Source organism: Bradyrhizobium sp. WSM3983 (assembly GCF_000473045.1).
Lineage (GTDB): Bacteria > Pseudomonadota > Alphaproteobacteria > Rhizobiales > Xanthobacteraceae > Bradyrhizobium.
This window is the reverse complement of record NZ_AXAY01000027.1, coordinates 116,467-138,622: the sequence shown is the minus strand read 5'-3', so window position 1 is coordinate 138,622 and position 22,156 is coordinate 116,467. Positions and strand designations below refer to the sequence as shown.

Sequence of the window (22,156 nt, the reverse complement as noted above, 5' to 3'; positions counted from 1 at the left end):
CTCGTGCCGACGCTGCCGCGTCCACCGCAAACCCGGCTCGCAATTCGTGACGACGTACGATCGCCCCTCAAGGATGAGCCGGGATAGCGCGACACATACGCTATTTCCGAATTTCGGTAAAGTGGAATGTTTTCACCGAGAGGGATTGACAGGCCGTGCAGCTGTTTTGCCCGTCGGGCAACCCTCAATACGGACTGTAGTAGCGCGGACCGCCATAATAGCCATAGCCGTAGCCGGGACCGTAATAGCGCGGGCCGCCATAGTAATAATTGTCGTAGTACTCCTGGCGCCGGCTCTCGGCGATCGCCCCGCCGATCAGACCGGCCGCGATACCCATGAAGGCAAGGCCCGCAGCATTCGGTCCGCGCCGATAGTAGTGACGACGCCGCGCGGCGCTGAAATCGGTTGCGTTAGATGAGCCTTGCCCTGCCACTGCGGCCGTTGTCTTGGCCGTTGTCTTGGCCGCTGTCGGAGACGCGGCAGCCGACGGCGACATGGACCCCGCGACCACGGCGAGAGTGGTGAGCGCGGCCAGCGCAGTTTTGCGGCCAATTCTCGAATTCGCGAACCTGTCACGCATCTTAACGTCCTCTGTTCTCGCCAAAGAAGAGATAGGGAAACAACACATAATGCGCAAAGCACCGAAATGGTTTCGTGATCGCGGCAATCTGCCGCGCTTTGAGCGAGCGTAAACCCTCAGGCGCGATAGCTCCAATATTTCCGGAGTGCATCGCCTGCGGCCTGGAGGTCGAAGCGCTGGTCGGGTGCGAGCTGCTGCGAGATCAGGTTGAACATGTCGTTCAGGATCGAACGCTTCTCGCCGAAGTAAGAGTGGTGCAATCCGACCAGGCTGGTGTCGACCAGCGACGCATCGATCGTATCGATACCATCGACGACCGTCAGGGCATCGCCGGCCTCGCCCGCCCGGGGATAGCCGTGCACGAATTTCGAGGCGAGAAGAGCGACGTCGCGGGACGAGGCGTAGAGCGTGACGCGCGCGGCGCAGCCTTTGAACTTCGCGGCGAGCTGGACGAAGCGGTCGCGGTCGATGTCGGGCGCGGCAAAGATGATCTGACCGAGCTTTGCGGCGCTGGCCGGCAGCTGCCAGGACGTGACGCGTTCGAGCGTGTTGATCACCGCGCGGTTGCCCATGCTGTGGGCGATGATGTGAACCTTGCCGGCGCCGACCTCGCCGATCGCGAGCTGGAGAAACGCCTCGAAATTGTCGCGCGACCAGTCGATCGTGCTCTCGTCCACGGTGTACTTCTTCGTATCAGCCGCCGACGCCCAGCTGTACAGCAGCGTCCGGCCTGCGAATTTCAAATCCACTGCAAGCTGCCCGGAGCGCCGCGCCGCATCCTCGAATGTCACGTTGTAGCCGTGCACGAAGATCAGGACGTCATGCTCGCCCGCCGCCGCCAGGGAGTTCTTCAGGCTCGTGACGAAGGCGTCGCGGCCAAGCGCACCGACACCTTTGAGGATCACGTGCTTTTCCGGATTGGCCGTGAATTCGAGACGCCACCAGTTGGGACTGGTGAGTTCGCCGAGGTCGCGGCCGCGCGTGGGCACGCTGACCTCAGCGATCCCGAGGGAGAGCGTCCCGCGCGCGCCGCCAAAATAGGTCGCCGGCGTATCGTCGCCCCGGGCGCGGTCGGTGCCATAGAAGACGGGGATGGTGACGACGCCAGTCGCCTCATCCGTGGTCGGCTGGACTGTGTCCGGGACAACAGGTGGCGACACCCGGCCGCGACGGGTCACGGTCTCCCTGGCGCCAACGGGCGCCGCCATGTCTGCCATAACGCGCTCGACGAGTTCCATGGCCGGGGGCTCCGCGAGCAGCCGCACGACCAGCAGATCGAGCGCCTGGCGAAGTTTGGCCGGGTCTTCGCCCTGATGACCAGCGCGTCCGGCGAGCTCCTGCAATTCCTCGCCGTAAGGAGGCCATTTGTCGCCCAGCAGATCCTTCAACCGGGGCCCGAGGTCGAGCAGGGCAAGCAACAGGCGAAGCGTGTCCGACATCGCACGTCCCTCGTCGCAGAGCGCGGCCAGGCACCAGCCCTGCCGTCCATCCCTAGCCTAGAGGTTGTAAACGATCTGGCAAGTCCGCAGCGCGTGCCAGCGTCAACTTGCCCGGGCGGCTACGACAGCGCCCCCAGCACGCCGCGCGTGGCCTTGTCGATCTCCTCGACATAGCGGCGGCGGGCGAAAGTCTCGGTCAGGAAGCCCACCACCTTGCGGCTGTCGGTGGAATCGACCACTGCCAGCATTTCGGCCTCCGCCTCGTCGAACACCGCCATCGCGCTCTTCACGTTCATTTCCGGGATCAGCACGATCTCGGTCAGGCGCGCGAGCTCGATGACCTGGATCTCATCGGCGATGGTGTCGAGGTCGCTGGAGAACAAATCGGGCAGCAGGACCAGGCCGACATATTCGTCAGCATTGTTGACGATGACGATTCCGGGCCGCGACCCAAGCGCAAATTCACTCCTTGTCGCAGCGATGGTGGTGGTCGACGGCACCTTGCCGACGTCGGAGCGCATCAGGCGCTCGACGGTGAGGTTGCGCAGCCAGCCGACGTCGTTGGCGCTGCGGATGGTCTCGCCGCGCAGATGCAGGCGCCAGGTCGAGAAGGAGTGGCCGAACATGAAGCGGACGCAGATCGAGGTGACGATGCAGCCGGCCAGCACCACGGCGGTGACGTCGACATTGCGGGTCATCTCGAGCACGAGGAACGACATGGTCAGCGGACCGCCGACGATAGCGACACCGAGGGTGGCCATGCCGGTCAGCATCGCCACCAGTGGATCGATCACGAAATTCGGGCTGATCAAGAGCAGCACCGCCGAGAAGAACTTTCCGATCAGGCTGCCGACGAACAGCGAAGCAAAAAAGAGTCCGCCGCGGAAGCCGGAGGCCAGCGAGATCAGGCAGGCGGTCACCTTCAGCGCGATGATGATCGCGATCAGGCCGATCGTCATGTCGTGGAAGAGATCGAGCACCATGGCGCCGTGGCCGGCCGCGAGCACTTGCGGCGTGACAATGGCGAAGCCGCCGACGATGAGGCCGCCGATCACCGGACGCAGCCAGACCGGCAGCCATTTGAACAGGCGCTCGAACATCGAGGACGAGCGCATCACCGCGATGCCGACGCCGCTGGTGACGAGCGCGAGCCCGATCAGCGCCAGATATTGCTCGACACCGACGGCGCTGACCTTGGGGATTTCGATCGAGTAAGGCGCGCCGCCGAGCCATTGTGCGGTCAAGGCGCCGGCGAGCGAGGCCGCCAGGATCGGCGCGGCGCTGCCGACCGAATAGACGCCGACGATCAGCTCGCAGGCATAGAACGCCCCGGTGATCGGTGCGCCGAAGGCTGCCGCGATCGCCGCCGCCGCGCCGCAGCCGACGATCAGGCGGAGGTCGTTGCGGCGGAGATTGAAGAACTTGCCGAGCAGCGAGGCAATGCCCGAACCGATCTGGGTATAGCCGGCCTCGAGGCCGACCGAGGCGCCGCATCCGTTGGAAATCAAGGTCTGGCTCGACACCACCATGCTGTCGCGCATCGACAGGTTGCCCCCGCGCAGCGCATTGGCCTCGATCGGGTCTACCGCGTTGGAAATCTTCAGCCGCCGCCGCCACCATTCCATGATGCCGAGCACCAGGCCACCAAGCGCCGGCGCGATCAGCGCCGCCCGGGGATTGATATAGGTGTTGGCGGAGAGGCGCACGTCGATTGGAATGCCGTAGATCACGACATGGGCGATCTGCGCGATCTCGGCCATCAGCGTCACGATCGCCCCGGCCAGCGTGCCGATCACGAGCGCCAGCGGGATCAGGTAGAACTCGTTGCTGCGCAACAGGGCGCGCAGCCGAACCATGGTGCGGTTCGTCCCCTTGCCGTCGACGAAATATCTGATCCGCGCGAACACCTGCTGCCAGCCCTACCCTTCCGACAGGCCGTAGCCGGCCATGCGCTGGCGGACCCGCTCGATTTCGGCGCTCGACAGCAGCGGTGGTTTGCCGATCTGGAGACAGCCATGGTATTGCCGCGCCAGCGTCTCGACCTCGACGGCGAGCCACATCGCCTTGTCGAGCGTCTTGCCGACCGCGATCATGCCGTGATGGTCGAGCAGGCAGGCGAGCCGGCCCTCCAGCGCGCGGACCGCATGCTCCGACAGTTCCGCTGTGCCGAAGGTGGCATAGGGCGCGCAGCGGATGCTGTCGCCGCCGGCGGCCGCGATCATGTAGTGCACGGGCGGGATGTCCATGCCCATGATCGCCAGGATGGTGCAATAGGTCGGATGGGCGTGCACGACGGCGTTGACGTCGGCGCGCGCCTTCAGGATGTCGAGGTGGAAGCGCCACTCGCTGGACGGCTTCTGCTCGGGGGCATGCGAGCCGTCCATTGCCATGAACACGATCTGGTCCGGCGTCATGGCGTCGTAGGGCACGCTGGTGGGCGTGAGCAGGAGCCCTTCCCCGTGCCGCAGGCTGATATTGCCGGAGGTGCCCTGGTTGATGCCGAGCGCGTTCATGCGGCGGCAGGCGTCGATGATGGCCTGTCTCTTGTCGAGTTCGTCCGCTGTCATCGACATCTCGATTTCATCTCGACCTTCTTGGCGATGGGCGCTTATTAGACCGGAAGTACGTCAAAGCAATATGGCAGTGCAAGCGAAAGCGGACCTGTTCAGGCGCGGTCTTGCCGGCGGGCCCGCCGCAATACGAAATGTATCGTAAAATCAATAGATTAACAGATTGTCGCGGCCCCAAGAAAACCTCAAGACAGGGTCGCCCGGACGGCCGCAAACCCGTTGATCACGAACTGCACCGAATAGGCTGCGAGCAGCATGCCGAGGACGCGCGACAGCACGGCATTACCGGTGCGTCCAAGTGTCCGCGCGATCAGGCTGGCTGAGACGAAGCAGAGCATGCAGATCAGGCAGACGGAGAGGACGACCGCGATGATGATCGCGAGCTTCGCCCCGTAGCCGGCATCGCCCGCCAAGAGCAGCGTGGTCGCGATCGCGCCTGGACCCGCCATCATGGGGATGGCGAGCGGAAACACGGCGACATCGGAGGCATGCTCCGCGGTCGCCTTGTCAGCCTCCCGCGCCTCGCGATGGGGCCGGTCGCCGAAGATCATCTGGTAGGAGACGCCGAACAGCAGCAGCCCGCCCGCGATCTGGAACGCGGGGATACCGATCCCGAGCTGTCGCAGCAGCCAGTTTCCGGCCAGCGCGATCACGACCAGGATCGAGGCCGCGATGAAGGGGGCGCGCAACGCGACCGTCCGCTTGATCTTGTCGGGCATGCCACCCGTTGCGGCCAGAAAGGCCGGCGCGAGGCCGACGGGATCGACCACCAGCAGCAGCGTCACGAAGGCGGACAGGGCGAAGTCGAGCATGGGCGTCTCGGGCGAGCGTGGGTCGGACGGCCAGCCATAGCGGCTCGCGAAGACCTTCGCGAGGAACATTTGCAAACGCCGGCTCTTGATCGCGTGAGGATTGAGGAAGGGACGTGCCTTCCCGTGTCACCTCAAGAGGAGGATTTATGGCTAAGAAAGCAAAGAAACGTGCACCTAAGAAAAAGACCGCATCGCGCCGCCCGCGTCGGGCGCCTAAGCTGCTGAGCGATCTGTTTCTGGAAACGCTGAAAGACATCTATTTCGCCGAGAACAAGATCATCAAGACGCTGCCGAAGATGGCCAAGGCTGCCCATTCGAAGGACCTTGCGGCCGCCTTCAACAAGCATCTGCGGGAGACACAGGGCCAGGTCAAACGTCTGGACCAGATCTTCAAGATGCTGGGCAAGCCCGCGCGCGGCAAGCCTTGCGAAGCGATCAACGGCATCACCGAGGAGGGCGCCGAGATCATGAAGGACTTCAAGAACGCCCCTGCCCTCGACGCCGGCCTGCTCGCTGCGGCACAAGCGGTCGAGCACTATGAGATCTCCCGCTACGGCACGCTGCGCACCTGGGCCGAGGAGCTCGGCATGCCTGACGCCGCCAGGCTGCTTCAGGAGACGCTGGACGAGGAAGAGGCGACCGACCACGCGCTGACCGAGCTCGCCACCTCGGTCATCAACCTCGAAGCGGAACAGGAGTACCGCGCCGCCGCCTGACCATAGAGTCCCGCCCAATTGTTGCCTCCGGCGCCGCGGAATGTCTCCGCGGCGTCGATGCGTCTCAGCGCAAGGGCCTCGTCTGCTTCGAGGGCCAGGCATGCTCTGAACGCGCGATGCTGGAATTTGCGGGAACCATCACCATATCCCCGTTTTCCAACCGCAGCGCCTTCCCCCGAGTTTTGCCATGCAACCCAAAAATCCCTTCGACTGGATGCTGTCCGAAGCCCTGGACTCGCTCAACCGCGCCGAACGGATGCGGCAGCAGTTCGGCCGTCAGGAGGCCTGCTGGGAGCCGCCGATCGACGTGCTCGAGACCGAGCATGAGCTCCTGATCCTGGTCGCGCTTCCCGGCGTCAATCCGGACAATGTCGAGACGGTGATCCATGACGGCGTGCTCGTCATCTCCGGCCAGCGCACCCTTCCGCCGGAGCTTCGCAACGCCCGCATCCACCGGCTCGAACTGCCGCAGGGGCGTTTTGAGCGCCGCATTGCATTGCCCCTTGGCCGCTACGCCATCAGCCGCTTCGTGATGGACGGCTGCGTCGCACTGCGCCTCGCCAAATCCTGAGGTCGATCATGGCCACCGAACAGATGAATACCGCACAGACCAATTCCCAAAACACGTCCGACGTGAAGATTCCCGAAGACGCACTGATCATCATCCCCGTGCGCGAAATGGTGCTGTTCCCCGGCGCCATCGCGCCGATCGCGATCGCACGGCCGAAGTCGATCGCCGCCGCGCAGCAGGCGCTGCGCGAGCAGAGGCCGGTCGGCATCGTCCTGCAGCGCAGCCCCGAGACCGAGGAGCCCGGCCCGGACGATCTCTACCGCGTCGCGACCATCGCCAACATCGTGCGCTACATCACCGCGCCCGACGGCACGCATCACATCGTCTGCCAGGGCGTGCAGCGCGCGCGCATCCTCGACTTCCTGCCGGGGACGCCGTTCCCGGCCGCGCGCATCCAGCAGATTCCGGAGCCGGCCACGTCCTCGCCGGAGATCGAGGCGCGGGCGCTGAACCTGCAGCGCCAGGCCATCGAGGCGATCGAGCTGCTGCCGCAGGCGCCGCCCGAGCTGGTCGCGATGTTCCAGAGCACCACCGCGCCTGGCGCGCTGGCCGATCTGGCGACGTCGTTCATGGACATCAAGCCGCAGGACAAACAGGAGGTGCTGGAGACCATCGACCTCGTTCTGCGCGTCGAGAAGGTGTCGAAGCATCTGGCCGAGAGGCTGGAGGTGCTGCGCATCAGCAATGAAATCGGCCAGAAGACTCGCGCCAGCTTCGACGAGCGGCAGCGCGAGGCGATCCTGCGCGAGCAGATGGCGACCATTCAGCGCCAGCTGGGCGAAGGCGACGGCAAGGCCGCCGAAGTCGCCGAGCTGACGGCTGCGATCGCCAAGGCCAACATGCCGCCGGAAGCGGATGCGCATGCCAGGAAGGAGCTGCGCCGCTACGAGCGCATGCCCGAGGCTGCCGGCGAGTCCGGCATGGTGCGCACGTATCTCGACTGGCTGATCGAGCTGCCCTGGGCGCTGCCCGCGGAGAAGCCGATCGACATCAAGGAAGCGCGCCGCATCCTGGATGCGGATCACTTTGGCCTGGAGAAGATCAAGAGCCGGATCATCGAATATCTGGCGGTGCGCAAGCTGGCGCCGCAAGGCAAGGCCCCGATCCTGTGCTTCGTCGGTCCGCCCGGCGTCGGCAAGACCTCGCTCGGCCAGTCCATCGCGCGTGCGATGGATCGCCCCTTCGTGCGCGTCAGCCTGGGCGGCGTGCATGACGAGGCCGAAATCCGCGGTCACCGGCGCACCTATATCGGCGCGCTGCCCGGCAACATCATCCAGGGCATCAAGAAGGCAGGCAGCCGCAACTGCGTCATGATGCTGGACGAGATCGACAAGATGGGCCGTGGCCTGCAGGGCGATCCCTCTGCCGCCATGCTGGAGGTGCTCGACCCCGAGCAGAACGGAACGTTCCGGGACAACTACCTGGCCGTGCCCTTCGACCTGTCGCGCGTGGTCTTCATCGCGACCGCCAACATGCTGGACCAGATCCCCGGTCCGCTGCTGGACCGCATGGAGCTGATCAGCCTCGCCGGCTACACGGAGGAGGAGAAGCTGGAAATCGCCAAGCGCTACCTGGTGCGGCGGCAGCTGGAGGCCAACGGCTTGACCGCCGAGCAGGCCGAGATCGAGCCGGAGGCGCTGAGGCTGATCGTCAAGGGCTACACCCGCGAAGCCGGCGTGCGTAACCTCGAGCGCGAGATCGGCAAGGTGTTCCGCCACGCCGCGGTGCAGGTCGCCGAAGGCACGGCTGCCAAGGTCGTGGTGACGGCAAAGGACATCGCTGATGTGCTGGGACAGCCGCGCTTCGAAGGCGAGATCGCGCAGCGCACCAGCATTCCGGGCGTGGCCACCGGCCTTGCCTGGACGCCGGTCGGCGGCGACATCCTGTTCATCGAGGCCTCACGCGTGCCCGGCCGCGGCGGGATGATCCTGACCGGCCAGCTCGGCGATGTCATGCGCGAGAGCGTGCAGGCGGCGATGACGCTGGTGAAGAGCAAAGCCACGCAGCTCGGCATCGATCCCCAGGTGTTCGAGAAGAGCGACATCCACGTTCATGTCCCGGCAGGTGCAACCCCGAAGGACGGACCGAGCGCGGGCGTGGCGATGTTCACGGCGCTGACATCACTGCTCACCAATCGCACGGTGAGGAGCGACACCGCGATGACCGGCGAGATCTCGCTGCGCGGCCTGGTGCTGCCGGTCGGCGGCATCAAGGAGAAGGTGGTGGCCGCGGCCGCCGCCGGACTGACGCGGGTGATGCTGCCGGCGCGCAACAGGCGGGACTACGACGACATCCCGAAGAGCGCGCGGGACAAGCTCGAATTCATCTGGCTGGAGCGCGTCGACGAGGCCATCGCCGCAGCGCTCGAGCCGGCGGAAGCCAAGGTCGAAGCGGCGGAGTGATGCGATGAAGAAACTACTGGAAGAAGCGAAGAGGTCGCGGACAACGCAGCGGCTGCGCCGACTGCTCGATCGTGCCATCGACCGGGTGCGCGATGCGCTTGCAGGACCGGAGCCCCGGCTTCAGCCGATCCCGGTCCGGGTGAAGCGCCGCAAGGGCTGAACCCCTCCGCCTCAGCCCTCGCGGTCACATACTCAGTACAAAAGGCCCCCTCTCATCGAGGGGGCCTTTGCGTTATCAGGCCACGGCGTCCTTGGCGGCCTTGACCGGGCGGGCGCGGACGATCTTCCGGGCCGGCTTGGCCTTGAACATCATCTCTTCACCCGTGAACGGGTTGGTGCCCTTGCGCGCCTTGGTCGCGGGCTTCTTGATGACGACGAACTTGGCGAAGCCCGGCACCAGGAACAGGCCGTTCTTCTTGAGCTCCTTATGGCCGACGTCGGTCAGCGTCTCCATGACGCTCTTGACGTCGCGCTTGGAAAGCTCGGTGGCGGTCGCAATCTTTTCGATCAACTGCGATTTGGACATTTGGGCTGGCATCGTGTCTCCTCTGATTCGTTGCCGGTTGCATATTAGACCAACCGGCGAAGGCCTAGGGCCTTCTGCACAGTTTTGTCGCGGTTTTACGGGCTTTTTTGGCCCCCTGTGGCAAAAAACCCTGCATTTTAGCGGCTTCCTGAGCGGAAGGCGCCTCGGGCAGCGGTTTTTGCCTTGTTTCAAAGGCCCGCAAGCAGCCTTGCTAAAGCTGATTCGATGCGTTCGACAAGCGACGACCGGCCTCTTTGCGGGAGGAGGAGCGCGATTCACCCTGAAAATAAGGCTGGATCGTCGCATTGCGGCCGCGCAATCTTGCGTCACCTCGCCGCGGTTGCGGGGAGAGAGACCTACGCTCCCGCGGCGTTGTTCGCGATCACGTTGCGGTAAAAGCTCGCGCTGAGTTTTGGCGTCCGCACCTGGGTATCGAAATTGACGTGATAGAGCCCAAAGCGCTTGTTGAGCCCGAACACCCATTCAAAATTGTCCATCAGGCTCCAGAGGAAGTAGCCGCGCACCGGCACGCCCTCGGAGGTGGCGCGCTGGAGCTGGGCGAGATAATTCCGCAGATACATGATGCGGTCGGTGTCGTAGATCTTGCCGTCCTGCATCACTTGGTCGTCGCCGGACGTGCCATTCTCGCTGATATAGATCGCATCCGTCTTCCAGATATTTGCAGCCAGCTTCGGTACCCAGTAGATCGTCTCGGGGCCGACGCGCAGCCAGTCCGAATTCATGTGCGGAAAGGCTTTTGGGATCGGCAGCGGCATGAAGCCCGCGCCCAGGTCGGAGGCGACGATGTAGTGCTGCGGCGCGTAGATGTTGAGGCCGAGGAAGTCGACCGGCGAAGAGATGATCTTCAGCTCGGCGTCGGTGTATTTCGGCGCGTCCGAGCCGGCGTATTTCAGGAACGCGTCGGTGTAGCGGCCTGTCATGATGACGTTGAGATAGCCGGCGTTCATCTCGCGTAGCGCGATCTCGGCGGCGCGAACGTTCTCGGGCGTATCGATCGCGGGAATGCAGGCATCGATATTCTCGGCCGGCCCGACACGCGTGCCACGTCGGCCGTAAGCGCGCACCGCCTGGACCGCGAGCCCATGCGCGAGCGCGGTGTTGTGTCTGATCTGGTTCACTTCGGCTTGCGGCAGCGACAGGCCCGGCGCGTCGATGCCGATGCCATAGCCGAAGTAGACGAAGCGGCCGCTTTCGTTCAGCGTGAACACATTCTTGACGCGGTCGGTCAGGTGCTCGGCGACATAGGCCGCGTAGTCGCCGAAGATCTTGCAGGTCTCGGTCGAGCGCCAGCCGCCAAAACGGTCCTCCAGCGATTGCGGCAGGTCCCAGTGATAGAGCGTCAGCCACGGCTCGATGCCGTTCTTCAGGAGCTCGTCGACCAGGCGATTGTAGAAGTCGAGCCCTTTCGGGTTCGGCTTGCCGTCGCCATCCGGAAACACCCGCGGCCAGGCCACCGAGAAGCGATAGGCCTTGCAGCCGAGCTGCTGGATGAGCGCGATATCGTCCTTGTAGCGGTGATAATGCTCGTTGGCGCGGTCGCCGGTGGTGCCATCCTCGATCTTGCCGGGGATGCGGACGAACTTGTCCCAGATCGAGGTCCCTCGCCCGTCCTCGTCGACCGCACCCTCGACCTGGTAGGACGAGGTCGCCGTGCCCCAGAGGAAATTTTGCGGAAAGCCGCCGGCGCTGCGCGGCACCGCTGCCGGCATGGCATCGGCGCACTCCAGCGGCCCCGTCATGCCGGCTGCGGACAACCCCGCGATTTTCGCGAACTGGCGACGCGAGACCTTGTCCGACATTGATGCTGCCCCCGAGATGATTGATGCGGCGGCACAATGACGGGGCGCAGGCGGTTTGAAAAGCGCCGGCACCGACGTTTGAGGATACAGAATTGCGCGGCCCTGGGGCGCGACGCAGAACGCCGAAGCCTTGATAGGTACCCCACCCGGCAGTTGGTGAATGGTTTTGGATTGGCGCTGCTTTTCGGCGATGATCACCCTCTAGGAGGACAGGCGAAGCCAGACGTCCTTGCTCGCCAGCGTCCCGTCGGGGGTGGCGATCTCAATGTCAATGACATGCAGGGAGCCGGGCTGATCTCCATAGATGTATCTGAGATGCCACATGGGACCCAGGTCGGGCGAGATGACAAAATCGTCCAGTCCGTCGGTGATCGAACGAACGGCATCGCGATGTGCCAGAGGCGCTGCAAACATTGCATCGATCAAATTGGCGAGGCTCATGCCCTCGACGAGCATGAGGCGGGCTACTTCGTCACCGTAAACGTGTCGAAGCGCCGCAACGATCGAAGCGACTGCGTCCGGATTTTTCAATGACACAGCAAAACGAGCCTCCAGGACCATCATGCCGGAGGGGGGATATTGTGCAAGTGCATGCTATTGGGTGTCTGGTGGACGGCCGCGCTTCAAAGGCGGCTAGAACGTCATCCGCATGCCCGCATAGAACCAAGCGGCCTTGCCCGGCTGAGCGAGCGCAGTTGTTTCCGCCGTTGGTGAAATTCGGCAATGCGTCTGTGTCGAAGAACTGTCCGTAGGCCGCGTAGCGGGTGTCGATGTTGTCGACCTTGCCATAGAGCTGAACGGTCTTGGTCACCTGATAGGAGGTGTGAAGGTTGAAGACAGTGCAGCACGGCAGCTTCGAATATTGGTTGGACTCGTCGCGACGCCGGTGATGCGATGTCGAAAGCCAGGGCTGCGATGTCAACGCCCCGTGCGGGTCGTCGAGAATGGAGTTCCCCGATGATCCCCTGATTTCAGATATTGCGACGCAAACATGCACACCGCGGCTTCGCCCACATGCAGGATGACGAAAGCCAGCGAGGCGAGCAGTGCGGTCGATTTCGCGCGGACGTCGCCTTCCGGTTGCACACTCGGCGTGCTTTTGCTACGTTGAGGTACGTGCCTCATTTCACCTCGCGGGCCGCTTGGCCCCGCCCCTGCCGCAAAGATGCGGATGGCGGCTGACCTGCGCGTCCCGCGGGGGTTGAGGCATGTGCCCAATTCGGGCTCAAGCAGAGTTGGCCTTCGTCAAGGGCTGACCGCACAAGGGGAGGATGACATGCAGCGTCTCTTGATTGCAGGTGTATCTGTCGCGTTCGCGATGGCTCTGGGTCTCGGCTCGGCCGATGCGGCGGACAAGAAGGTTCTGGCCTTCGTCGTCAACGGCGCGTCCGACTTCTGGAAGATCGCCGAAGCCGGCGTGAAGAAAGCCCAGGGCGAGCTGCCCAACTACAATCTTCAGCTCAAATATCCCGAACAGGCCGCCGCTGCCGTCCAGCAGCGCATGATGGACGACCTCGTCGCCGCCGGTGCCGCCGGCATCATGGTCAGCGCGGTCGATCCGAAGAATCAGGTCGAGCATCTCAACAAGATCGCCTCGCAGACGCTGCTGTTCACCACCGACAGCGATGCGCCGAACTCGAAGCGCATCGCCTATATCGGCTCGTCCAACGTCGACCTCGGCAAGGACGCCGGCAAGCTGATGCTCAAGGCGCTGCCGACCGGCGGCAAATGCGTCGGCTTCGTCGGTCTGCCCGGCGCCGACAATGCGCGCGAGCGCATCGAGGGCGTCAAGGAGACCATCAAGGGCTCGAAGGTCGAGCTGGTCGACGTTCGCGGCGACGAGATCGATCAGACCCGCGCCAAGCGTAACGTCGAAGACATCCTCGCCGCCATGCCTGACGTGAGTTGCCTGGTCGGCTTCTATTCCTACAACACCCCGCGCATCTACGAAGTGCTGAAGGAGGCCGGCAAGCTCGGCAAGATCCAGATCATCGGTTTCGACGAGGATCCGATCACGCTGGGCGGCGTCAAGGAAGGCGCCATCTCCGGCACCGTCGTGCAGCAGCCCTTCGAGTGGGGCTATCAGGGCATGAAGCTGATGGCGAAGTACATCGAGGGTGACAAGTCCGGCGTGCCCGCCAACGGCATCATCATCGTGCCCGGCAAGGTCATCGACAAAACCAACGTCGACGACTTCATGTCCTCCATGAAGTCGATGCTCAAGAAGTAGGAGACGTGCGGGCGTTGTCCGCAACCGTTAATGCCTGAGCCGTTTCTCGAACTGATCGATATCAGCAAGAGCTATCCCGGCGTGGTCGCACTCGACCACGTCGGCCTTGCCGTGTCGCCGGGCGAGGTGATCGCCCTGATCGGCGAGAACGGCGCCGGCAAGTCGACCTTGATGCGGGTGCTCGGCGGAGTCGTGGAGCCGAGCGGCGGCGTGATCCGCGTCGACGGCATCGAGCGAAGCTCGCTCACCGTGGCGGATGCGATCGAGGCGGGCATCGCCTTCGTCCATCAGGAATTGAATCTCTTCGACAATCTCGACGTTGCCGGCAATGTCTTCATCGGCCGCGAGCCCGTGCACGGCGGACCCTTGCGGCTGATCGACCGCAAACGGCTCTATGCCGACGTCGCTCCTCTGCTCGAGCGGCTGGGCTGCGATTTCGCGCCGGACGCGCCCCTCGCCGAATTGTCGCTGGCGCAGCGCCAACTCGTCGAGATCATGAAGGCGCTCTCGCTCGATGCCCGTCTCGTCATCATGGACGAGCCGACCTCGAGCCTGACGCTCACCGAGACGGACCGCCTGATGCGGGTCGTCGCCGGCCTCAAGGCCGACGGCGTCAGCATCATCTTCATCACGCATCGCCTCAACGAGGTGATGCAATGCGCCGACCGCGCGGTGGTATTGCGCGACGGGCGCATGGTCGGCGCGCTGACCCGCGCCGAGCTGTCTCCTGCGGCGATGATCCGCCTGATGATCGGACGCGACCTCAAATCGCTTTACGTGCCGCCGGCCGCCCCGCCCGGTGAGGCCGTGCTCGACATCGTCGAGGCCGTCACCGACACCTATCCGGAGCGCGCGGTGAGCCTGTCGGTTCGCCGCGGTGAGATTTTGGGGCTGGCCGGCCTGGTCGGCTCCGGACGCACCGAGCTGGCGCGGGCGATCTTTGGTGTCGACCCGCTCCGCAGCGGCGCGATCAGGCTCGAGGGCGGTCCGATCCGGGTCGCGAGCCCGCGCGCGGCGATCGACCATGGCATCTACCTGATCCCGGAGGACCGCAAGGGCTGCGGGCTCCTGCTCGACGTGTCGATAGCGGAGAATATTTCGCTGCCGGATCTGTCGTCCTATTTGCGCTTCTTCCTGGTGAACACGGTGCAGGAGACCGAGAATGCCCGCGGCCAGCGCGAGCGGCTCAAGATCCGTGCGCCCGACGTCGAAACCACGGTCGGCTCATTGTCCGGCGGCAATCAGCAGAAGGTCGTACTGGCCAAATGGCTGTCGATGCGGCCCAAGGTGCTGATCTTCGACGAGCCGACGCGCGGCGTCGACGTCGGCGCCAAGCAGGAGATCTACGAGATGCTGCGCCGGCTGACCGACGCCGGCGTCGCGATCCTGATGATTTCGAGCGACATGGAGGAGGTGATCGGGGTCAGCGACCGGATCGCCGTCATGCACGAGGGTGCGATCTCAGGTTTCCTTGATCGCAGCCAGTTCAGCGAGCACAATGTGCTCCAGTTGGCTGTCGGCCATGCGGTTGAGATGAGGGTGCCTTGAACAAGAAAGATCTGAGCCTGCTGGTCCTGATCCTCGTGGTCGGCACGGTCGTGGCCTTCATCAATCCGCGTTTCCTCTACGTCGGCAATCTCTCCAACACACTGAACCAAGTCGGGATGTTCGGCATCTTCTCGATCGCAGAAGCCTTCGTCATCATCATCGGCGGGATCGAGCTCTCGGTCGGATCGGTGATCGCGCTGCTCGGCGTTCTCTTCATCGACCTCATCGTCAATCACGACGTCAACTGGATCCTCGCCTTTGCCGCGATCATCGCCGCAGGGCTCGTGATCGGCCTCGTGCACGGCGCGCTGGTGACGCGGATGCATATCCAGCCGTTCGTGGTGACGCTGTGCGGGCTTTTGATCTATCGCGGCGCGGCGCGCTATTACACCGAGGACGCGACCGCCGGCTTCGGCTTCGGCGCCAGCTTCCCGACGCTGGAATGGCTGATGGCTGGTCGCACCAACGTGCTGGGCTTTCCGCTGCCGCACAGCGTGGTGGCGCTGATTGTCGTCGCCGCCGTGGCATGGGTGCTGCTGCACCGCTCGGTGTTCGGCCGCTATCTCTACGCTGTCGGCAAGAACGAGGAGGCCGCGCGCTATTCCGGCATCCGCTCCAACCGCGTGATGATTTCCGCCTACGTCATCTGCGGCGGGCTGACCGCGTTCTCCGCGATCCTGATCGCGATGTACACCCGCTCCATCTCGCCGGCCGTGCACGGCTCGTTCTACGAGCTCTATGCCATTGCGGCGGCCGTGCTCGGCGGCTGTTCCTTGCGTGGCGGCGAAGGCTCGATCATCGGCGTCGTGCTCGGCACCGTGCTGCTCCAGGTGCTGCAGAACCTGGTCAATCTGCTGGGCATCCCGAGCTCGCTGAATTTCGCGGTGATGGGAACGGTGATCCTGATCGGCGTGCTCGCCGACCAGTATCTCGTCCAGCGCCGGCACCGCGTGAGTGCGGCGAAGGGCCCGGGCCAGACCAGCGTCGCGGCTGCCGCGCTCGAGCGGGTGAAGGTGGAGTGAGCGGCGAAGGGCTTGCGCAGCGGCGTACCACGGGTCCTCCGACAAAGGGCGCCTTGGCAGGCTCAATAGAGGACGTCTAGGCTGCGAAGGTATCTAGAACGTCACGCGCGCCCCCGCGTAGAACGCGCGCGGCCTTGCCGGGCTCAACGAGCGCGGATCGTTGAAATTGTTGCCGCCGTTGGCGAAATTCGGCAGCGCAGTGGTGTCGAAGAAGGTGCCATGGGTCGCGTAGCGATTGTCGAGGACGTTGTCGACCTTGCCGTAGATCTGAAGGTTCTTGGTGACCTGGTAGGACGTGTGGAGGTTGAACACGGCATAGCCCGGCAGCTTGGCCTCGAGATTGGCTTCGTCGCCGACATAGTACTGGCTCGAGACCCAGAGCGCGTCGCCGCCGATTTTCCAGGCGTCGGTGACGGCATATTCGATGCCGGCCTTGATGCGATGGCGCGGAACGGCCGGGATCTGGTTGCCCGGCGTAATCGGGATGATGCCGCCATTGGCGACCGCGGTCGGGCTGTTGGAGGCGACGTCGAGTGCATCGAGGAAGCGGGCGTCGACGAAGGCATAGCTCGCGTGGAACTGGACTTCGTTCGACTTGAGGCTGATCTCGGCTTCCAGGCCCTGCCGGCGCGTCGAGCCGACGTTCTGAAAGAAGCCGAAGCCCTGCAGGCCCGCGATCGGCAGCGCCAGGATGTCATCGTAATTGGTCGCTCGGAAACCGCCGATCTTCCAGCCGAGCGAGCCGATGGCCAATTCCTTGGTGCCGCGGAAGCCGGCTTCCACGGTTTTGGACACCACCTGCTTCAGGTCGGGATCGGAGACCAGGAACGCTGCGATCAGGCAGGGATTGTTCGGATCGGCGCAGCCGAGCTCGAGCGGCGTCGGCACGCGGTTGGCTTCCGAATAGCCGGCATAGGCGGTCAGCTCCGGCGTGATCTTGTAGGTGCCGCCGATCACGGGATTGAATCGGTTGTAGGTGTGGTCGCCGTTCAGCGCGGTGCCGAGCTGGTCTTGCAGCGTGACGCGGGCCGCGTTGAAGCGGCCGCCGCCGGTGATCGCGAATGCGTCCGTCACGTTGAACGTGTCGAGCGCATAGACGCCCTGATACTGGTTGACGGTGCGCAGCGATACCGGGCCGATCGAGGTCGGATTGCCGGACTGGCCCAGAAAGATGCCGCTGCCGGTGACGACGTAGTTTTCGCCGATCGTCGCGAGCTCGGAGCTCGCGTCGAAATGGCTGACGCTGGCGTCGTAGCTCGCGCCGAGCACGAGACGGTTCTCGTGCCCGAATAGTCTGTCGCTGTTGGTCGCCTGGCCGGAGATGCCGAAGGAGGTCGAACGCGTCGTGGTGCGATCGATCTCGCCGAGCACCGCGCCCGCAGGAAAGGGATTGGCGAGTTGGACGCCGTTGAGGCCGAAGGCCGGCGTGGTGTCGTCGCCGAAGCACAGTGTTGTCGGATCGGCACCGCAAGGCTGGGCGTCGGTCGGGTTGCCGTCCTGGGTGTTCTGATTGAAGCCGCGCACATGCGCGGTGCCTTCGAACGTCCAGGTCGGCGTCGCCTCGACCTTGCCGGTCAGATTGACGTAGCCGACCTTGTTGGCACTGGTCTGCGGCGTGGTGTAGGTGGCGCCCCAATATTGCTGGAGCAGTTCGATCGGAACTGTGCTGGGCCCGGCCAGATGATTGTCTGCAACGCCCATATTGACGTGGAATTCGCTGCCCTCGAAGCGGTAGCCGACGTCGCCGTAGAAGCGGCGGATGTCCGACGTCGAGAAATTGCGGAAGCCGTTGTCATGCGCGCCTTCCAGCGCACCATAGACCGCCCAATTGTTGTCGATTGTCTTGCCCCACTGGGCCGAGCCCTGGATGCGGCCGAACGAGCCGCCCATGACGTCGACCTCGGCGCCCTGATAGGTGAAACCGTCCTTCATCAGCAGATTGACGGCGCCACCGAGCGCGTTGAGGCCGAAGGCGGGATTGTTGGTGACGATCGTGGCCGAGCGGATCGCCGCGGTCGGGATCGCGTCCCAGTTCACGCTGTCGGAAAACGCCTCGTTGATACGCACGCCGTTCTGGTAGACGGCAAGGCCCTGCGGCGTGCCGGCCAGGGGCGAGGCGACGTAGCCGCGAAACTCGATGTTCGGCTGGAACGGATTGCCGGTGACTTCGCTGAGATTGACGCCGGGCACATATTGCTGAAGCGCATCTCCGATGTTCAGCGACCCCGTGCGCTTGATCTGGGTCGGATCGACCGCGTTGACGCTCGATGGAATCTTGTCGACGTCGATGCTGCCGGAAGCACCGGGCGAGGTCGGGTAGACGTAGATCCGGCCGGCCCTCGGCTTGCCGATGGTCGCAACAGCCCGCGGCACCGGCCGCGACGGTGCGCGCCGGGCTGTAGGTTGCGGCGCCACCACCTCGACCGCCGGCAGGTTCTGGACGTTGGTCTCCTCGTCCTGCGCAGCGCCTGCGCCGGTCGCGAAAACGAGCCCGGACACCAGCCCGGTCGAGACCGAGGCTACCAGCAGATTTCGCGTGTGTCCCGGCTTGCGCATCCCATCGTCCCACCCGTCACCCTCGGCTGTTTTCGTTTCGCCGTTTGGTCGAGACGAGTGTATTCGGCGGCGGCTGACGCACCAGCCACAAAAGGTCGGGCAATATCCGCTCCCGTTTTCCCGACGAAATCGGGAGTTTTTCCCGATCGGGACTTTTCCCCGCTCGAACCGGGCGCGGTCAGGCCGCCGCGGTCGGAACCAGCGCCTCCACGGTGACGCCGCCCTCGCCTGACGCCACGTTGAGCGTGCCGCCCAGCGCCAGAATACGCTCACGCATGCCGACGAGGCCGAAGCCGAGTTTTTGGCCCGGCTCCATGCCGCGGCCGTTATCGCTGACCCGCACCCGGGCGCAGAAGCGACCGTCGCGCCCCGCCTGCTCAGCCGGTTCGATCACCACATTGATCGCGGTCGCGCCGGCGTGGCGAAACGCATTGGTCAGCGCCTCCTGCACGACGCGGTAGATGGTGAGGTCGGCGGTCTCCCCTGTAACCCCCAGCGCCGGCGAGATCGTGGTCTCGATCGTCACGTCGGGATGCGATTCCCGCCACAGCCGCGACAGCGATTCCAGCGCCTTGCCGAGGCCAAGCTCGGCAAGGCCGACGGGTCGCAGCCGCTCCAGCACGCGACGGGTGAACTGCTGCAGCGCGTTGATCTGCTCCAGCAAGGCCCCGCCGTGCTTTCGCACGGCATCTGCATCTAGTGCACGTCCGTCGGCGAGCTTCGCCAATGCGCTGGCATGCGCGCGTAGCGAGAACAGATAAGGCCCGAACTCGTCATGCAGCTCGCGCGCGATCTCCTTGCGCTCGACGTCCTGGAGCGATACCGCGCGCTCAGCAAGCCGCCGCTTGTCCTCGACCGCCTCGCCCAGCGTTGCGGCGAGATGATTGAGCTTGGTGCAGATCGCGGCGAGCTCGGGCGCGCCGCCAGGCACCACACGCGCGTCGTAGCGGCCGTCCTCGAGCTCGCCCATCGTCTGCGTCAGTGACAGGAGCGGCGCGAGCGCCCGGCCGACGACATTCATCATCACCAGGAACAGCACCAGCGCGATGGCTGAACCGACCTCGAGCTGCGTCACGATGGCGTCCCAGATCTCGGCGATCTCGTCATTGGGATGCGAGGTAATCGCCAGCGAGCCCGGCTTGCCGTGGACCAAGACCGGCACGCTGACGGCAGTCTGCTCGGGATGGACCAGGCTCACGAACCAGGCCGGCGGCCCGGGCGTGTCGTCATCGGCATCGGGCCGCGGCGGCGTCAGCGGGTTCCCGCCGGCGTCCCGGAGCGCGATGCTGACGTGGCGCAGACGGTTCAGATCGCGCGCGATCTGGTTCAGTCTGGCGTCGGGATCCGGCGCCTCGTTGAGATCGGCAACGATCATCTCGATGAACTCGCGCGCCAGCCGGATCACGCTCTGGTCCTCGGCCTGCACGCGGGGACCGGCCTCCGCGACCTGGCGGGCGATGTTGACCGCAAGCCCGAGCGCAAGCAGCAGCGCCAGCAGGAGGTTGATGCGCCCGCGCAAGGATAGATTTTGCCACATTGCTCTCGCCTGCCCCACGAAGGATCGCTCGCGCCTGTCCGATAGCGTTGACAGAGACGAAGCGCCCGATATCTAATCGGAAGCGTACAGCAATCCCGGCCGGGTTGCATGACCCGACATGAGACGCGCGTCTGTCTCGTCCGGAATCATGCGGCGCGAAAACAGGCAAATTCTACCAGGGAAACGCGCTGTCACGGGGAACGCCTATGCGCATTCTGATCGTCGACGATCATCCCATTGTCGCCTCCGGCTGCCGCGCCGTGCTGGCCGACGAAGGCGAGATCGAGATTTTGGAGGCCGCCGACGCCGAGGACGGCGAGTGCGTCTTCATCGTCGAGCGCCCCGATCTCTGTGTCATCGACATCAACCTGCCGACCGTCTCCGGCTTCGAGCTCGCGCGCCGCATCCTTGAGCGCGCGGCTGATGCCCGCATCATCATGTTCAGCATGAACGACGACCCGGCCTTCGCCGCGCGCGCGATCGAGTGCGGTGCCAAAGGCTATGTCTCCAAGACCGGCGACCCCGATGATCTCGTCGAGGCGATCCGCACCGTCGGCGGCGGCGGCACCTATCTGCCGAGCGCGATTGCCCGCAGCATCGCCTTTGCAGGTCCCACGCTGGCACAAAGCCCGCTGTCGAAGTTGAATGCGCGCGAGATGGAGATCTTGCGGCTGCTCAGCGCTGGAAAGAGCCTGTCCGAGATCGCCTGGCTGGTGCAATCGTCCTACAAGACGGTCGCCAACACCTCCTCGATCATGCGCCAGAAGCTCGGGGTCAAGACCTCGGTCGAGCTGGTGCGGCTGGCGATCGACAGCGGCGTGGCCTGATCTTGCGTTAGACTTGGCGCGAGTTAGACTTGGCGCGAGTTAGATGTGGCGCGCGCCACAAATTTCGGTCACACGAGCATTGCATTCTCGATGTGGTGAGATGCCACGGAGCACAACGGCATGACGATCCAGACTGTCTCGACCAACACATCCTATGGCGGTGTCCAGGGCGTGTATCGCCATGCGAGCGCGGCGACCGGAACCGACATGGTGTTCTCGGTTTATGTCCCCCCGCATGCCGACGGCGCCAGGCTGCCCGTGGTCTGGTATCTCTCCGGCCTCACCTGCACCCATGCCAACGTCACCGAGAAGGGCGAATTCCGCAAAGCCTGCGCCGAGCTCGGCCTGATCTTCGTCGCCCCCGACACCAGCCCGCGCGGGCCCGACGTGCCGGGCGATGCCAACGATGCCTATGATTTCGGCCTCGGCGCCGGCTTCTATGTCGACGCGACGGAAGCGCCGTTCGCGCGCAATTATCGCATGTGGAGCTACGTCACCGACGAACTGCCGAAGCTCGTGGCGGGAAATTTTCCCGTCGACGCCAAGCGGCAATCGGTGATGGGCCATTCCATGGGCGGCCACGGCGCGCTCACGGTGGCGCTGCGCAACCCACATCGTTATCGCGCGGCCAGCGCCTTTGCGCCAATCGTGGCGCCGTCACAGGTGCCCTGGGGAATCAAGGCACTCACCGGCTATCTCGGGCCGAACAAGGATGCCTGGCGCAGCCATGACACGGTGGCGCTGATCGAGGACGGCGCGAAATATTCCGGCTTCCTGGTCGACGTCGGCGAGGCCGACAATTTCCTCAAAGAACAACTCAAGCCCGAACTGCTCCAGGCTGCCTGCACCAAGGCTAACATCCCGCTGACGCTGCGGCGTCAGCCGGGCTATGACCACAGCTATTATTTCATCTCGACCTTCATGAGCGACCATCTGCACTGGCATGCGGAGAGATCGAAGGGGTGAGGCCGGCTCTCTCCTCCCCCCGCAGGCGGGGAGA

The 22,156-nt window shown here is 64.5% G+C and carries 19 protein-coding genes and 1 pseudogene; 9 read left to right on the top strand and 11 right to left on the bottom strand.

What is annotated here, in order from left to right; genetic code table 11:
• Positions 1 to 184: 184 nt before the first annotated feature.
• From YUA_RS0130620 to YUA_RS0130600, 5 genes are all read right to left on the bottom strand, one after another.
• Entirely contained in the window at positions 185 to 580 is a 396-nt protein-coding gene (locus YUA_RS0130620; RefSeq protein WP_027534120.1) for a hypothetical protein, read from the bottom strand.
• A 116-nt stretch (positions 581 to 696) separates the two neighbouring features.
• Positions 697 to 2,019 carry an alpha/beta hydrolase gene (locus tag YUA_RS45535; protein WP_051383469.1) on the bottom strand — a complete coding sequence of 441 codons (1,323 nt, stop codon included), beginning with the start codon at positions 2,017 to 2,019 and terminating at the stop codon, positions 697 to 699.
• 119 nt (positions 2,020 to 2,138) lie between these two features.
• Complete coding sequence (locus tag YUA_RS0130610) at positions 2,139 to 3,926, bottom strand: chloride channel protein (protein ID WP_027534119.1); 1,788 nt, start codon at positions 3,924 to 3,926, stop codon at positions 2,139 to 2,141.
• Positions 3,927 to 3,938: 12 nt separating this feature from the next.
• Positions 3,939 to 4,592, bottom strand: coding sequence for a class II aldolase/adducin family protein (locus YUA_RS0130605; RefSeq protein WP_198029533.1), 654 nt, complete (start codon positions 4,590 to 4,592; stop codon positions 3,939 to 3,941).
• Between the two features lie 182 nt (positions 4,593 to 4,774).
• Entirely contained in the window at positions 4,775 to 5,401 is a 627-nt protein-coding gene (locus YUA_RS0130600; RefSeq protein WP_027534117.1) for a MarC family protein, read from the bottom strand.
• Positions 5,402 to 5,547: 146 nt separating this feature from the next.
• Between YUA_RS0130600 and YUA_RS0130595 the strand changes: the two genes are divergently transcribed.
• The 4 genes from YUA_RS0130595 to YUA_RS51250 all read left to right on the top strand — a co-directional run bounded on the left by YUA_RS0130595 (position 5,548) and on the right by YUA_RS51250 (position 9,250).
• A complete protein-coding gene (locus tag YUA_RS0130595; RefSeq protein ID WP_027534116.1) occupies positions 5,548 to 6,117 on the top strand; it encodes a ferritin-like domain-containing protein in 570 nt (189 codons plus the stop codon).
• 187 nt (positions 6,118 to 6,304) lie between these two features.
• On the top strand, positions 6,305 to 6,688 hold the full coding sequence (locus YUA_RS0130590) for an Hsp20/alpha crystallin family protein (RefSeq protein ID WP_027534115.1): 384 nt from the start codon (positions 6,305 to 6,307) through the stop codon (positions 6,686 to 6,688).
• Positions 6,689 to 6,696: 8 nt separating this feature from the next.
• Positions 6,697 to 9,090 carry an endopeptidase La gene (gene lon / locus YUA_RS0130585; RefSeq protein ID WP_027534114.1) on the top strand — a complete coding sequence of 798 codons (2,394 nt, stop codon included), beginning with the start codon at positions 6,697 to 6,699 and terminating at the stop codon, positions 9,088 to 9,090.
• Between the two features lie 4 nt (positions 9,091 to 9,094).
• Positions 9,095 to 9,250 (top strand): hypothetical protein, encoded by a 156-nt coding sequence (locus YUA_RS51250; protein ID WP_198029532.1) that lies wholly within the window; start codon positions 9,095 to 9,097, stop codon positions 9,248 to 9,250.
• A 75-nt stretch (positions 9,251 to 9,325) separates the two neighbouring features.
• Here YUA_RS51250 and YUA_RS0130575 read toward each other — a convergent pair whose 3' ends face one another.
• The 4 genes and pseudogenes from YUA_RS0130575 to YUA_RS52760 all read right to left on the bottom strand — a co-directional run.
• A complete protein-coding gene (locus YUA_RS0130575; protein WP_008139488.1) occupies positions 9,326 to 9,628 on the bottom strand; it encodes an HU family DNA-binding protein in 303 nt (100 codons plus the stop codon).
• A gap of 344 nt (positions 9,629 to 9,972) precedes the next feature.
• Positions 9,973 to 11,436 (bottom strand): GH1 family beta-glucosidase, encoded by a 1,464-nt coding sequence (locus tag YUA_RS0130570; RefSeq protein ID WP_027534113.1) that lies wholly within the window; start codon positions 11,434 to 11,436, stop codon positions 9,973 to 9,975.
• Between the two features lie 201 nt (positions 11,437 to 11,637).
• Positions 11,638 to 12,000 carry a hypothetical protein gene (locus YUA_RS0130565; protein ID WP_035972251.1) on the bottom strand — a complete coding sequence of 121 codons (363 nt, stop codon included), beginning with the start codon at positions 11,998 to 12,000 and terminating at the stop codon, positions 11,638 to 11,640.
• A gap of 69 nt (positions 12,001 to 12,069) precedes the next feature.
• A pseudogene (locus tag YUA_RS52760) lies at positions 12,070 to 12,313 on the bottom strand (TonB-dependent receptor); the annotation flags it as partial.
• 399 nt (positions 12,314 to 12,712) lie between these two features.
• Between YUA_RS52760 and YUA_RS0130560 the strand changes: the two are divergent.
• The 3 genes from YUA_RS0130560 to YUA_RS0130550 are packed head-to-tail and all read left to right on the top strand — an operon-like array spanning position 12,713 to position 16,236.
• Positions 12,713 to 13,666: a sugar-binding protein gene (locus YUA_RS0130560; protein WP_027534111.1), complete on the top strand. Its 954-nt coding sequence runs from the start codon at positions 12,713 to 12,715 to the stop codon at positions 13,664 to 13,666.
• A 30-nt stretch (positions 13,667 to 13,696) separates the two neighbouring features.
• Positions 13,697 to 15,214 (top strand): sugar ABC transporter ATP-binding protein, encoded by a 1,518-nt coding sequence (locus tag YUA_RS0130555; protein WP_027534110.1) that lies wholly within the window; start codon positions 13,697 to 13,699, stop codon positions 15,212 to 15,214.
• A complete protein-coding gene (locus YUA_RS0130550) occupies positions 15,211 to 16,236 on the top strand; it encodes an ABC transporter permease (protein WP_027534109.1) in 1,026 nt (341 codons plus the stop codon). Before YUA_RS0130555 ends, YUA_RS0130550 begins: the two co-directional genes overlap by 4 nt.
• Positions 16,237 to 16,329: 93 nt before the next feature.
• Here the strand turns inward: YUA_RS0130550 and YUA_RS0130545 are convergent, their stop codons facing one another.
• Entirely contained in the window at positions 16,330 to 18,792 is a 2,463-nt protein-coding gene (locus YUA_RS0130545; RefSeq protein ID WP_027534108.1) for a TonB-dependent receptor, read from the bottom strand.
• A 178-nt stretch (positions 18,793 to 18,970) separates the two neighbouring features.
• On the bottom strand, positions 18,971 to 20,329 hold the full coding sequence (locus YUA_RS0130540; protein WP_027534107.1) for a histidine kinase: 1,359 nt from the start codon (positions 20,327 to 20,329) through the stop codon (positions 18,971 to 18,973).
• Between the two features lie 206 nt (positions 20,330 to 20,535).
• On the opposite strand from YUA_RS0130540, the gene YUA_RS0130535 reads away from it, so the two are divergent.
• A complete protein-coding gene (locus tag YUA_RS0130535) occupies positions 20,536 to 21,156 on the top strand; it encodes a response regulator transcription factor (protein ID WP_027534106.1) in 621 nt (206 codons plus the stop codon).
• 120 nt (positions 21,157 to 21,276) lie between these two features.
• Positions 21,277 to 22,122 carry an S-formylglutathione hydrolase gene (gene fghA, locus YUA_RS0130530; protein WP_027534105.1) on the top strand — a complete coding sequence of 282 codons (846 nt, stop codon included), beginning with the start codon at positions 21,277 to 21,279 and terminating at the stop codon, positions 22,120 to 22,122.
• Positions 22,123 to 22,156: the final 34 nt, after the last annotated feature.

What these genes read in the sequence shown, in the direction of transcription:
- YUA_RS0130570 (WP_027534113.1), bottom strand. Translation starts at nt 11,436, where the DNA reads ATGTCGGACAAGGTCTCGCGTCGCCAGTTCGCGAAAATCGCGGGGTTG.
- YUA_RS0130595 (WP_027534116.1), top strand. Translation starts at nt 5,548, where the DNA reads ATGGCTAAGAAAGCAAAGAAACGTGCACCTAAGAAAAAGACCGCATCG.
- YUA_RS0130535 (WP_027534106.1), top strand. Translation starts at nt 20,536, where the DNA reads ATGCGCATTCTGATCGTCGACGATCATCCCATTGTCGCCTCCGGCTGC.
- YUA_RS0130590 (WP_027534115.1), top strand. Translation starts at nt 6,305, where the DNA reads ATGCAACCCAAAAATCCCTTCGACTGGATGCTGTCCGAAGCCCTGGAC.
- YUA_RS0130555 (WP_027534110.1), top strand. Translation starts at nt 13,697, where the DNA reads ATGCCTGAGCCGTTTCTCGAACTGATCGATATCAGCAAGAGCTATCCC.
- YUA_RS0130560 (WP_027534111.1), top strand. Translation starts at nt 12,713, where the DNA reads ATGCAGCGTCTCTTGATTGCAGGTGTATCTGTCGCGTTCGCGATGGCT.
- YUA_RS0130540 (WP_027534107.1), bottom strand. Translation starts at nt 20,329, where the DNA reads ATGTGGCAAAATCTATCCTTGCGCGGGCGCATCAACCTCCTGCTGGCG.
- YUA_RS0130565 (WP_035972251.1), bottom strand. Translation starts at nt 12,000, where the DNA reads ATGATGGTCCTGGAGGCTCGTTTTGCTGTGTCATTGAAAAATCCGGAC.
- YUA_RS51250 (WP_198029532.1), top strand. Translation starts at nt 9,095, where the DNA reads ATGAAGAAACTACTGGAAGAAGCGAAGAGGTCGCGGACAACGCAGCGG.
- YUA_RS0130545 (WP_027534108.1), bottom strand. Translation starts at nt 18,792, where the DNA reads ATGCGCAAGCCGGGACACACGCGAAATCTGCTGGTAGCCTCGGTCTCG.
- YUA_RS0130575 (WP_008139488.1), bottom strand. Translation starts at nt 9,628, where the DNA reads ATGCCAGCCCAAATGTCCAAATCGCAGTTGATCGAAAAGATTGCGACC.
- fghA (WP_027534105.1), top strand. Translation starts at nt 21,277, where the DNA reads ATGACGATCCAGACTGTCTCGACCAACACATCCTATGGCGGTGTCCAG.
- YUA_RS0130600 (WP_027534117.1), bottom strand. Translation starts at nt 5,401, where the DNA reads ATGCTCGACTTCGCCCTGTCCGCCTTCGTGACGCTGCTGCTGGTGGTC.
- YUA_RS45535 (WP_051383469.1), bottom strand. Translation starts at nt 2,019, where the DNA reads ATGTCGGACACGCTTCGCCTGTTGCTTGCCCTGCTCGACCTCGGGCCC.
- YUA_RS0130605 (WP_198029533.1), bottom strand. Translation starts at nt 4,592, where the DNA reads ATGTCGATGACAGCGGACGAACTCGACAAGAGACAGGCCATCATCGAC.
- YUA_RS0130620 (WP_027534120.1), bottom strand. Translation starts at nt 580, where the DNA reads ATGCGTGACAGGTTCGCGAATTCGAGAATTGGCCGCAAAACTGCGCTG.
- lon (WP_027534114.1), top strand. Translation starts at nt 6,697, where the DNA reads ATGGCCACCGAACAGATGAATACCGCACAGACCAATTCCCAAAACACG.